This window comes from Xenorhabdus poinarii G6, from assembly GCF_000968175.1.
GTDB classification, from domain to species: Bacteria; Pseudomonadota; Gammaproteobacteria; order Enterobacterales; family Enterobacteriaceae; genus Xenorhabdus; species Xenorhabdus poinarii.
On record NZ_FO704551.1, the window covers coordinates 2,449,913 to 2,462,558 of the forward strand.

General features: G+C 44.7%; 12 protein-coding genes. 3 read left to right on the top strand and 9 right to left on the bottom strand.

From position 1 onward, the window contains the following. Positions 1–534: 534 nt before the first annotated feature. Positions 535–1,107: a TetR/AcrR family transcriptional regulator gene (locus tag XPG1_RS11290; RefSeq protein WP_045959158.1), complete on the top strand. Its 573-nt coding sequence runs from the start codon at positions 535–537 to the stop codon at positions 1,105–1,107. Positions 1,108–1,221: 114 nt separating this feature from the next. On the opposite strand, the gene XPG1_RS11295 is transcribed toward XPG1_RS11290, so the two are convergent. Then, positions 1,222–1,743 (bottom strand): hypothetical protein, encoded by a 522-nt coding sequence (locus XPG1_RS11295; protein ID WP_045959159.1) that lies wholly within the window; start codon positions 1,741–1,743, stop codon positions 1,222–1,224. A gap of 302 nt (positions 1,744–2,045) precedes the next feature. Between XPG1_RS11295 and XPG1_RS11300 the strand changes: the two genes are divergently transcribed. Beyond that, the gene (locus tag XPG1_RS11300; RefSeq protein ID WP_045959160.1) at positions 2,046–4,355 is read left to right on the top strand and encodes a TonB-dependent hemoglobin/transferrin/lactoferrin family receptor; all 2,310 of its coding nucleotides are present in this window, start codon (positions 2,046–2,048) and stop codon (positions 4,353–4,355) included. Positions 4,356–4,482: 127 nt separating this feature from the next. After that, the gene (locus XPG1_RS11305; protein WP_045959161.1) at positions 4,483–4,995 is read left to right on the top strand and encodes a sigma-70 family RNA polymerase sigma factor; all 513 of its coding nucleotides are present in this window, start codon (positions 4,483–4,485) and stop codon (positions 4,993–4,995) included. Between the two features lie 90 nt (positions 4,996–5,085). Here the strand turns inward: XPG1_RS11305 and nqrM are convergent, their stop codons facing one another. From nqrM to XPG1_RS11345, 8 genes are all read right to left on the bottom strand, one after another. Beyond that, positions 5,086–5,310: a (Na+)-NQR maturation NqrM gene (nqrM, locus tag XPG1_RS11310; protein WP_045959162.1), complete on the bottom strand. Its 225-nt coding sequence runs from the start codon at positions 5,308–5,310 to the stop codon at positions 5,086–5,088. 13 nt (positions 5,311–5,323) lie between these two features. Next, positions 5,324–6,352: an FAD:protein FMN transferase gene (locus XPG1_RS11315; RefSeq protein ID WP_045959163.1), complete on the bottom strand. Its 1,029-nt coding sequence runs from the start codon at positions 6,350–6,352 to the stop codon at positions 5,324–5,326. A gap of 72 nt (positions 6,353–6,424) precedes the next feature. Next, positions 6,425–7,651: an NADH:ubiquinone reductase (Na(+)-transporting) subunit F gene (nqrF, locus tag XPG1_RS11320; protein WP_045959164.1), complete on the bottom strand. Its 1,227-nt coding sequence runs from the start codon at positions 7,649–7,651 to the stop codon at positions 6,425–6,427. 15 nt (positions 7,652–7,666) lie between these two features. Next, positions 7,667–8,263 carry an NADH:ubiquinone reductase (Na(+)-transporting) subunit E gene (gene nqrE, locus XPG1_RS11325; protein WP_045959165.1) on the bottom strand — a complete coding sequence of 199 codons (597 nt, stop codon included), beginning with the start codon at positions 8,261–8,263 and terminating at the stop codon, positions 7,667–7,669. An 8-nt stretch (positions 8,264–8,271) separates the two neighbouring features. After that, the gene (locus XPG1_RS11330) at positions 8,272–8,901 is read right to left on the bottom strand and encodes an NADH:ubiquinone reductase (Na(+)-transporting) subunit D (RefSeq protein WP_045959166.1); all 630 of its coding nucleotides are present in this window, start codon (positions 8,899–8,901) and stop codon (positions 8,272–8,274) included. Beyond that, complete coding sequence (locus XPG1_RS11335) at positions 8,894–9,688, bottom strand: Na(+)-translocating NADH-quinone reductase subunit C (RefSeq protein WP_045959167.1); 795 nt, start codon at positions 9,686–9,688, stop codon at positions 8,894–8,896. Before XPG1_RS11335 ends, XPG1_RS11330 begins: the two co-directional genes overlap by 8 nt. After that, positions 9,681–10,919, bottom strand: a complete 1,239-nt coding sequence (locus tag XPG1_RS11340) for an NADH:ubiquinone reductase (Na(+)-transporting) subunit B (protein WP_045959168.1) — start codon at positions 10,917–10,919, stop codon at positions 9,681–9,683. Before XPG1_RS11340 ends, XPG1_RS11335 begins: the two co-directional genes overlap by 8 nt. Positions 10,920–10,922: 3 nt before the next feature. After that, positions 10,923–12,266 (bottom strand): Na(+)-translocating NADH-quinone reductase subunit A, encoded by a 1,344-nt coding sequence (locus tag XPG1_RS11345; protein ID WP_045959169.1) that lies wholly within the window; start codon positions 12,264–12,266, stop codon positions 10,923–10,925. Between the last annotated feature and the right edge of the window lie 380 nt (positions 12,267–12,646).

Consider the following 12,646-nt stretch of genomic DNA (forward strand, 5'->3'; position numbering starts at 1 on the left):
TATAACGTGAATCTCACCTGAATTTGTCACCGGATGATGCGACACTTATGACGCTGATAATGCTTGTACAGGCTGCCGCTAAATAATCAATACGACACATCCTTCACTGCAGCTTGAAGCGTAAACCGAACCTAGCTTTAGCAAGATCAGATCGTGCATTATCAAAAAATCACCACAAAAGATACTAATTGGTATTTTTATATGTTATTTATTCATCAATGACTTTGTCAAGATAATTTAACCACTTTCATTATTTTAAAATATAAATGTTTATATACAACAAGTTAAATTAATTCATCTTTGTTGGCATATAGAAAAACATATGAGTCCTATCGATATTGACACCACATGATATACCTACTAGTATGTTTTTGTATTTCTTAAAATGAGGATAAAAATAATGATGAACGTTGCCATGAATGGGGGTTTTCAAATCACCTGGTAGACACTATCATCCAGATTGCCTAATTGACTAAGAAGCAATGAAATATGCCCGCTCCAACTGGCATATTTTCTGGAGAATGATAACCCACAATGACGAATCAATTGAATTCCAGAGATAAACTGATACAGGCAATGGCAAAGCTTCTGTTAGAAAAAGGGCTTGCCAATACCAGTCCGCGAGATATTTTAAGCGAATCAGGGGTAGGTCAGGGAAGCCTTTATCATCACTTTGAAGGTAAAGAGGATCTGGCGCTTCATGCTATTCGTTTCAACTGCGATCAACTGATCCATGCCACTCAAATCCTGCTCGAAAAAGAGGGCTCGGCCTTTGATCGGCTCTCTGCGTTGCTACAGAAAGCACGCGATATCAATCGCGGATGTCTTGTCGGACAGATGGCGCGCGATAGGCGGATTATGGCAGACCCGAAGCTAGCACCCGAAGTGACACGCGGTTTTGAATGGATGAAAAGTGCAATTGAAAAGCTGCTTAAAACGGGTACGGCTGAAGGAAGCCTCTCTTCCCGGCTGGCACCGCTGGAAGGCACCATCATGATTATGTCCGTTTTACAGGGGGCTTATATTACCGCCAGCGGTTTGCAGGATGAAACTTATTTTCATCTGAGTATCAGCGCCCTGCTAAAGCAACTTATGCCGGACAAATAGTCTGAAGGGTGATCGCAACAGTACGGAATATCGGGTGTCAAAAAAGGGTGATCGTATTGAGATCACCCTCCTGATATCATCAGCATGACACTCACAGTGTGTCAGGAAGCAAAATTACTCTTTCTCTTTTTTATTCCCATCACTTTTCAGACGATTAATGAGATCATCCGTTTTTTTATCCGCTGCAGATTTTATCTCTTCCGTTTTCGACTTCACGGCATCTGAAAGATGCTCGATTTTGTCATTCGCCTGGTGCTGTATCTCATCCGCTTTTGCTTTCATCGTATCCACGACATCATCCGCTGTTTTGGTTGCCTTATCCTGTATATCAGCAGCCTTTGACTTCATTTGCTCAGTCACGTCATGGGCAGAATGAGTGATTTGATTTTTCACGTCCCCGGATTTGTCAATCGCACTATGACTTTCAGGCACCCCGTTTTCCTTTATCTCCGGTGATGTTTCTTTTGCACGATCAGTGAGATCTGTAGCTGCTTTTTCAACATCATTTTTCATTTGCACTGCATTTTTTTCTGTTTTCTGTCCTGTATCTGCCGCTTTTTCTGACGCCTCATCACAACCGGCAATCAGAGCCACGATACCCGCCAAGAGCAGAGAACCAATAATCTTTTTCTTCATTGACTAACCCCTTGTACTTACAGAAATTAAATGACACTGACAGTAATACCCCGCCGATGAGTGTTCTGACCATTCAGTACCATCACATCCCATCGGCTTTTATCACTATGCCAACACGATTGACTCTTGAGAAGGAATTATAAAATATACTTTTATTTCAATGTGTTACTATCTAATCATCCAAGAAAACAAAAAAAATCTCAAAAAAATAAAACAATTCTCATTTTCACTTACCCATTTTAATTCCTTAGGTGACTTATTACATTGAATAATATTTTATTTAATCGCATTCCAGGGAATTTATGGCAAATAATAGTCAAAAATTAGAAAAACACCCAATCGCCACCATGATCCAGAAAGTTTTAAGTCACGCGCTCTCAGGAACATTCGTACTAGGGGCTGCATTCTCCAGCCCTGTTTACGCTATCGAAAGTTCAACCACAGAAAAAACAGAGAAGAAAGGTGAAGTGATGAAACTGCCTGCGCTCTCTGTAGTTGAAACTTTACATAATAGTGCCAGTGCAGGAAGTTCAGTACTCAAAAAAGAAGATATTGACCGGACGCAGGCCGATAACGTGGCTCAATTACTCGGGCAACTTCCTGGCGTTTCCATGTCAGGTTCTCCGCGTCCCGGTGGGCAATCGCTGAATATTTGGGGAATGGGAGATCCAGAAGACGTGAAAATCACCCTGGATGATGCACCAAAAGGCTTTGAAAAATATCGTCAAGGCTCTATTTTTATTGAACCTGAATTAATTAAGCGTGTAGAGGTTGATAAAGGCCCACACAATTTACTCAATGGTAATGGGGGATTTGGCGGCTCTGTCAAAGTTGTGACAAAAGATGCGGGAGATTTATTGCGTCCTGATGAAGATTGGGGCGGTTTTATCAAACAAAGCTATCACACCAATGACAGGCAGTGGATTAACAGTGGTGCAATATATGGTAGAAATCCTGACGGTTTTGCTGATGGATTACTCTATGTCAGCAAACGCGACGGGCACAATATTACACTCCCTGATGGCACCCATTTTGAGTACTCTCAAAACAAGCAAACATCCTATTTATTAAAAACCAATATCTATCCCAATGATACACATACGATCAGTTTGTCTGCTATGCGCTCTGAATCCGCTGGCTGGCAACCGTGGGCGGCTAAGCGGGGTGAGTTAGCTGCCCCTACCACCTATGCAGTAGAAAAATATGGCAGAGATGGTGCCTGGAAAAGAAAACTGGTCTTCCGTGATCTGGTCGATCAGAACTACACTGCCAAATGGAATATCGCACCAGAAGAGACGCCATTGTTGAACCTGACAATGACTTATGCGTATTCCAACACGAAGCAAAATGATCGCCGTCCAGAAAATTCCTCCCCCTCTTTCAGTGGATTAATGGGGAATAAAAGTTGGGTTGATTACACGGATATTCTGGCTGATATCCAAAATAAAAGCCTATTTTCAACTGGTATTATTGAACATGAATTACTGGTGGGAAGCCGTTGGCATAAAAATAAACGCAATGTATTGATGTACGATAAAAGCAAAATAAAGAATAGCAACTACAACTATGGTTATTATCAACCAGGCTATATGCCTGCTGGCGATCAACTCACTTACAGCTTATACGTTCAAGACGCATTGAAAATAGGCAGTGTCACCGTAACACCTGGTGTACGCTATGATCATGTCAAAAATATGGGCAGAGAAAATAACGCTTCCGCATATAACGATAAGTCACCAGAAGTCAACCATGACTATAGCAGTGTCACTTATACCGGCTGGTCACCCCATTTAGGTGTGATGTGGCAAACCAATAAAAACCTGTCATTGTTTGCAGATATCAGCCGTACATGGCGCGCGCCAATCGTTGATGAGCAATATGAAGTCCAATCGAAAGCCAGCTCTCTTAGCAGCTCTAGCCGTCATCTTGATGTTGAACGAATGACAGGAATTCGTCTTGGCGCTATTCTCAATTTCGATAATTTGATGCTTGAAGATGACAGCCTGCAAATCCGCACAACGTTGTTCCGCAACCGTGGTAAAGACGAAATCTTCAAAAGACGTGGTATTTACTGTAAAGCCATGCTGGATAGAGGAACATCTCGGTCATGCGACAGCTCGTTAGGAAATTACCGCAATTTGCCGGGCTATACCATTGAAGGCTTAGAAATAGAAACTTTCTATGACAGTTCGACGCTGTTTGGGAAACTTTCGTTCTCTACGATACGCGGTCAACGTGATGCTTCTCCACGCGATCCGTGGATAGGACACAAAACCTGGCTTGCAGAAATACCACCAACTACTGCACATGCAATGCTCGGTTTCAAAATTCCACAATGGCAAATGGCGATGGGCTGGAAAGGCGACTTTATCCGTAAGCAAGATCGCTCGCCGATAGATGGCGATCCAGAAAGCGCGAGTTGGTCACTACCCAAAAGTAGTGGTTATGCCTTGCATGGTCTGTTTGCAAGCTGGCGCCCTTCTTATCTGAAAGGATTTGAAGCCCGGATCACCGTTGATAACCTGTTCAACCGTGATTACTCCCCCTACTTAGGCGAGTCGGTTGCAGGCATTGGCCGCAATTATAAATTGAGTATTTCACAACAATTCTAACCCACTCTCGCGCTAACCCTCTTAATTTTTAAGGGGGTTAGACGCCGAATTCTGCATTGACTTCTTTCATATAAATACAAATAATAATTATTATCATATTTATCGTATCCCATCAGGCAATATCATCATGGTGGTGCAAAAAAGCACATTTGGGCGCAATCAAATTACTCAGAAACTCTATTCTGATTACCATCACTGGCTATGTAACTGGATCAAACACAACAGCGCTTGTCCAGGCCATGCCGAAGATCTCACCCAAGAGATTTTCATCAAACTAATACAATCTTCGGATCTCGAGAATATTCGTCAGCCAAGAGCTTTTTTGATGAAGATAGCCCGCAGAACCCTCTCCAATTACTGGCGGAGAAAAAAACTAGAAGACCGTTATCTGGAACAGATGTGTGAAACACCTAACACTTCACCTTATTCTGCCGAGAATCAGCTTGTACTGTTAGGACAATTAGAAAAGATAGATCAGGCACTGGATGAGCTTCCGGCAAAAGTTCGGCAAGCATTTCTGCTCACCCAATTACAAGGGCTGCGTTACAAAGAAATTGCAGAAGATTTAGACATCTCAATAAGCTCAGTGAAAAATTATTTACATCAGGCTCATAGAAAATGCCAACCCTTCAATATGTGATAATTTTTTCTGCCTCGACAATAAAAACCCGCTGTTTATCTGGCAGCGGGTGATTTTACGCATGGTAACCCGATTGAATTTCAAACCATCTTAAAGAATCCGGTTCTTCTCTAACTGTGCTTGACGGGCTGCTTCTCTTGCAATGCGCTTCTTACGCGCATCGCAGGGTTCAGGACAATCACAAACTTTTTCTACACCTATGCTTCCCAAACCACCACAGCTTCCCTGAATGCTCTTGCGCTTAAAGATATAGCCCAGTGCCATACCCGCGAAGGCCAATAGGAAAAAGATAAAAGCAGCAATAAAGACTTCCATAACCTTTCCTCTCTTATTTCTTCTGCAAGTAAGCTTTAAAGGCAGGACTATAGCGTTCTTCAAAACCGTCTTTGGTTTTGACAATCATAAAGACCGGAATATTCAGCTTTTCAGCCACTTCCATTCCTTTCTCCGGTCCCAATACATCCAGACCGGTAGAAAAGCCATCTGCACTCATACAAGACGGCGCTATGACGGTAATTGAAACCAAATTATGTGTGATTGGTCGGCTGGTTTTAGGGTTAATGGTATGAGAATAACGCACGCCATTTTGTTCAAAATAGTTTCGGTAATCCCCCGATGTCGCAACAGACATATTACCTGGCACGATGATTTCCTGAGCACTCTGCTCCATACCACTATCTGATGGTTTTTCTATGGCGATCCGCCATGGGTTACCTTTGCCATTGTTACCCGATGTACGTACCTCACCACCAATATCAACCATGTAATTTTTAATGTGCTGAGATCTTAGATAGTCAGCGACAACATCAACGCCATAACCTTTAGCAATGGAAGAGAGATCGACATACAGTTCGGGAATGGCTTTAATGAGATGATTACCTGCCACCGACAAGTGATTGATGCCTGTCCAAGCACGACGAGTGGCTAATTCTTCATCCGTTGGGGCTTTGGTAATGCGGCCTTCAGGCCCAAATCCCCACAAATTCACCAATGGGCCAACGGTGACATCTAATGCCCCTTCTGTCAGTTGATTGATTCGAATCGCTTCTTTGACAACTTTCGCGGTGGCGGCAGATACCGGGAACGGTTTATTCACTTCACGGCTTTGATTAAAACGACTTAATTCAGAATTGGGCCGATAAGTGGACATCTGATCATTGACTTCTTCCAGCAGACGATCAATCTCTTTTTGCAGGTTTTCAGGGGGTGGTGCGGACGAATCCGTGACATATTTTACGGAATAATACGTCCCCATCGTCTGCCCATTCAGGTTTTGCTGTTCAGGGCCACCACATGCCGACAGCAACATAACCGCTAACAGCAATGTTCCCCAGTTGATAATTTTTTTACTCAGCATAACTTACTCTTTCTGAATCGTCAGCGCCCACAAAATGTGGGCGCTTATCGTTAAATCAATGTGTTACCATCATCAGCCGCCGAAATCATCCAGCAAGATGTTTTCATCTTCTACACCGAGGTCTTTCAACATCTTAATGACCGCCGCATTCATGACCGGAGGCCCACACATATAGAACTCACAGTCTTCTGGCGCCGGATGATCTTTCAGGTAGTTCTCATACAGGACATTATGAATAAAGCCGGTATACCCTTCCCAGTTATCTTCTGGCAACGCATCTGACAGTGCCACATGCCATGTGAAGTTCTCATTTTCTGCCGCCAGCTGATCAAAATCTTCGGTATAGAACATTTCACGCTTAGAGCGCGCACCATACCAGAAAGAGATCTTACGCTTTGAATTCAAACGGTTAAGTTGGTCAAAAATGTGGGAACGCATAGGCGCCATACCTGCACCGCCCCCGATAAAGATCATTTCCGCATCGGTCTCTTTCGCAAAGAATTCACCAAATGGGCCAGAAATCGTGACCTTATCACCCGCTTTCAGTGACCAAATGTAGGAAGACATGATACCCGGAGTAACATCTGGATTTCTTGGGGGTGGTGTTGCAATACGCACGTTCAGCATGATAATGCCATGCTCTTCCGGGTAGTTCGCCATTGAATATGCGCGGATCGTCGGCTCTTTAACTTCAGAGACATAACGGAACAGATTGAATTTATCCCAATCTTCACGGTATTCCTGCGGTACATCAAAATCGGAATAACGCGCTACGTGTGGAGGACATTCAATTTGAATGTAACCCCCTGCACGGAATGGCACAACTTCCCCGTCAGGAATTTTCAGCTTCAATTCTTTAATGAACGTGGCTTTATTATCGTTGGAGATAACTTCACATTCCCATTTCTTAACGCCGAAGATGTCCTCTGGCAATTCAATTTTCAGATCTTGTTTAACATTGACCTGACATGCCAACCGACAGCCTTCTTTTGCCTCACGTTTATTGATATGGGAAAGTTCTGTTGGCAGGATATCACCACCACCTGCTTTGATTTTCACCCGGCATTGACCACAAGAGCCACCGCCACCGCAGGCAGAAGACACAAAAATCCCCTGACTGGAAAGCATATTCAATAACTTGTCGCCAGCAGGGGCTGAAAAACTCTTATCTTCGTCGCCATTGACTTCAACTTTAATATCCCCGGTGTTCACTAACTTAGATTTTGCAAACAAAATCATTGCCGTCAGTACTAACACAATCAGGGTAAACATTACTACGCCTAGAATGATTATATCCATGAATTCTTCTCGCCTTTAGAGCTGCACACCGGAGAAGGACATAAAGCCCAATGCCATCAAACCGGTGGTGACAAAGGTGATGCCTAATCCTTTCAGACCCGCTGGAACATCCGCATATTTCATTTTTTCACGGATAGCCGCCATCAGAACAATGGCCAACATCCACCCCATGCCTGAGCCAAAGCCATATACGATAGACTCACTGAAGTTATAGTCACGCTGTGCCATGAATGAAACGCCACCGAAAATCGCACAGTTGACCGTAATTAATGGCAGGAAAATGCCCAATGCGTTGTAAAGCGCCGGAACATAACGGTCTAAGATCATTTCCAGGATCTGCACCAGTGCCGCAATTACCCCGATAAAAGTAATGAAGTTCAGAAAGCTCAGATCCACCCCATCTATCAAGGCTCCATCACGGAGTACCAGATTGTAGACAAGATTATTAGCCGGAACGGAAATACCTAATACGACAGTGACAGCCACACCCAGACCAAAAGCCGTCTTAACGTTTTTTGATACTGCCAAAAACGTACACATACCGAGGAAGAACGATAACGCCATATTCTCGATAAAGACTGCGCGGACAAACAAACTGATATAGTGTTCCATTTTGTTTGTTACTCCTTCTCAATCTGCGCAGGTTTCAGGGTTCGCAGACCCCAAATCAGCATACCAATAATAAAGAATGCACTCGGTGCCAGCAAAAACAGGCCGTTTGGTTGATACCAACCCCCATTTTTGACTGATTCCAGCACCGTCATACCGAACAATTTCCCTGAACCAAACAGCTCACGCAAGAAACCCACCAGCAACAGAATGACGCCATAGCCCAAACCATTACCAATCCCATCCATAAAACTTTCAACAGGTGGGGCTTTCATGGCATAAGCTTCAGCACGTCCCATGACAATACAGTTCGTGATAATAAGACCCACAAACACCGAAAGCTGTTTAGAAATTTCATAGGCATAAGCCTGCAAAATCTGGTCTACGACAATCACCAGCGATGCAATGATCGCCATCTGTACAATGATTCTCACACTGCCAGGGATGTAATTACGAATCAATGAAATGAAAAAGTTGGAAAACGCGGTAACCAATGTCACCGCAATCGTCATGACCAGCGCAGTTTCCAGCTTAGTGGTCACCGCCAGCGCTGAACAGACCCCCAAAACCTGCAAGGCAATTGGGTTATTATCAAACAGTGGCCCAAGCAGGACACGTTTTATCTCTTTACTATCAGCCATCTTTCAAGGCTCCCTCACGTACTTTTTTCAGGAACGGGCCAAAGCCGTTATCACCTAGCCAGAAATCAAACATATGCTGAACGCCGTTAGACGTCAGTGTTGCTCCAGACAGGCCATCTACGCCATAAGGATTATTACCGGCACCACCACGGACGATGGTAATCGCTGGCGTCCCTTCCGGGGTATAGAGCTTTTTACCGATCCACTGCTTACGCCATTGTGGATTATCCACCTCTCCCCCCAGACCCGGCGTTTCACCCTGAGAATAGTAAGTAATGCCACGCGAGGTTACGCCATCCACATCAATGGCAACGAAAGCATACATCATGGACCACAGGCCAGAACCGTACACAGGCAGCACTAACTCCGTCGTTTCTCCTTGCTCATTTTTCACCAGATAGATCTCTGCCATATTGGCACGACGGCGAATTTTTGCCTTATCCTGTTCTGGTGACAGCGCGATGCTGGTTTCATCACCACGCAGCGCGTTATTCAGATCAAAGTTACCACGACTTTTTTCCAGCCTGGCTGTTTTCAAATCAAGCAATTCAGGCTGAATGCGGCGGTTATAGATTTCTTTTATTTCTGCGGTAGACATATTCGGTTTCAATAAACCCGCTACATCCAGAATATTACGCTGTTTATCCAGTTGTTTCTGTTCTTGCTGCTGTGCTTTCAAGCCTACGGCTGATCCCGCCACCACAATTGAACAGACAAGGCACAGCACAAAAACCACCAGAAACGTTCTGGCAATGCTGTCATTATTTTTTGGTTTATCATTAGCCACGGGCTTTTCTCCGCTTAATGTTGGCCTGCACGACCAGATAATCAAACAGTGGCGCGAACAGGTTAGCGAACAGGATCGCCAACATCATTCCTTCCGGGTAAGCCGGGTTAACCACCCTGATCAGAACACACATCGCTCCAATCAAAATGCCGTATGCCCATTTCCCTTTATCCGTAAACGCGGCGGATACGGGGTCAGTGGCCATAAAGATCATACCGAAAGCAAAGCCCCCCAGAACCATATGCCAGTACCACGTCATCGCAAACATCGGGTTTGTGGTAGAGCCAATAGCATTAAACAGGTAAGACGTTGCGATCATCCCGAGCATGACACCCGCAACGATGCGCCATGAAGCGATACGGGCAAACAGAATGATGGCACCACCGATGAAAATCATCAGCGTGGAGACTTCACCCACTGAACCGGGAATATTACCGATAAAGGCATCCATCCAAGTGACCGGCTGCCCGGTAATGGTATTCATCAAACCATGTTGACCCGCAGTTGCCCATTGAGACAACGGCGTTGCACCAGAGAAACCGTCAGCCGCTGTCCAGACTAAATCCCCTGAAATTTGTGCAGGATAAGCAAAAAACAGGAAAGCACGGCCGGCTAATGCCGGGTTAAGGAAGTTACGCCCCGTTCCCCCAAAGATTTCTTTTGCGATCACGACACCAAACGAGATCCCCAAAGCGGCCTGCCACAACGGCAGTGTTGGTGGCACAATCAGCGCAAACAGAATCGAGCTGACAAAGAAGCCTTCGTTGATTTCGTGTTTACGGATGAGAGCAAACAAAATTTCCCAAAAGCCCCCCACCGCAAAAACCACCGCATAAATTGGCAGGAAGTAGGTTGCGCCAAGCAACATTTTACTGCCCCAACCGGCATCCGGTGTTAATGACGCACCAAGATACTGAGCCACAAGATAATGCCAGTCAGACGCCAGAATCTGCTGTAAAGCCTCTCCATTATATAAATGCGCCAGAGCAGGTATCGCCTGATTGCCGACGTTATACATTCCCCAAAACATCGCAGGGAAAACTGACAGCCACACCAGGATCATCATACGTTTGAGATCGATGGCATCACGAACATGGGCATGCCCTTTTGTCACTGTCCCCGGTGTGTAAAAAACGGTGCTCACTGCCTCATAAAGAGGATAATATTTTTCCAGTTTGCCACCGGCCTCGAAGTGGTGTTCTACTTTCTCAAATAAATTTTTCAGGCCCATGAATTACCCTTCCAGCTCAATCTTAGTCAGCACGTCACGCAGTACCGGACCGTACTCATATTTGCCAGGGCAAACATAGGTACACAATGCTAAATCTTCTTCATCCAGCTCCAGACAGCCCAGTGCCTGAGCACTCTCTGTATCACCTGCAAGTAAATCACGCAGCAGGTGCGTTGCCATGATATCCAGCGGCATGACACGCTCATAGTTGCCAATTGGCACCATAGAACGTTCTCCACCATTTGTGGTCGTTGAGAAAGCAAATCGTTTCTTTTTCAAGAAATGACCAATGGTGGTGCGGGTAATGGAGAATTTGTTCACGCCTGGTGCAATCCAACCGAACAGCTCTTTTTCCCGGCCTTCGGCCAGAACGGAAACTAACGTATGAAAGCGACCAAGATAATGACGAACATCATCTGATTTCGTACCACACAGTACGGAACCCGAAATAATGCGGTTTTCACCCTCTTTCAATTGATTTTGCGTCAACTCCAGCAAATCAGCCCCTAACTGAGTACGTATCAGGCGTGGTGATTTAACCTGTGGTCCTGCCAGAGAGATGATGCGATCCGTGTAAAGCTCGCCCGTGGTAAACAGTTTACCGATCGCAATCACATCCTGATAACCCAGATGCCATACTGTTTTTTGGGCACTGACCGGCTCAAGGAAATGGATGTGAGTACCCACTAAACCGGCAGGGTGTGGGCCAGCAAACAGGTTATAAGTGATTTGAGCGTTATTTCCTGTGGTTGGAATATGCCCCGCGCCGTGGCAGACGTGGACTTTTCCATCTGTCAATGTTGACAGAACATTCAGGCCATCAACAAAAGCCTCTTCCTGAGTTGCGATAACGACTAGAGGATCAGCCGCCAGTGGCTGGGTATCCATAGCCGTGACAAAGATCGCCTTTGGTATTGAACCGGGAACAGGAGAACGACTGAAAGGACGTGTACGCAATGCTGTCCATAGCCCTGACGCAAGCAGGTTTTTTTCTACCTGTTCACGGTTCAGGTTAGCAAGTTCGGCACGCTCGTAACGATCAAACGTCACTTGCTCATGACCATTTAATTCAATCACAACAGATTGCAAGACTCGACGCTCACCACGCCCAATGGTGACCACTTTACCGCTTGCAGGACTTGTGAAATAAACCCCTGGATTCTTCTTGTCTTCAAAAAGAATTTGACCTTTTTTAACATGCTCACCTTCCTTAACCAGCATAGAAGGACGCATTCCAACATACTCTTCGCCCAGTAAAGCAACATGGCGAATGGTTGAACCGTCTTCTATAACTTGGGCAGGCTCTCCTGCTATCGGGAGGTTGAGTCCTTTTTTAATTTTTATCATAAGATTTGCACAAGTTTATTAGTTAAATCATATACTACAGATTGCCCTATGGTATTCCCTCAGGGTAATGCAGCAGCTTCAGTAATAAAAAACCCTCTTGAACGATAGAGATCTCAAGTTATTCACCCCGATAATCGTTACAATTTTCTCTTAAATTTCGCCAGCGGTAATTCTAACACCTCCCCCATTGACTGTCTGATTAAACAAGTGACTTAGTTCAAGCAAATAAGAATAATTTCTCTGTTAAACCGCTAATTATTCGGAAAAGACGAGCCTCTCCATCGTTTTTACCTACAACAGAACAGTTTTCAACCGAAAAATAACTTCAAAGAACAGAATATCGCTGTTATCTTTGACTCATCGTTTCTCAAAAAATGGCA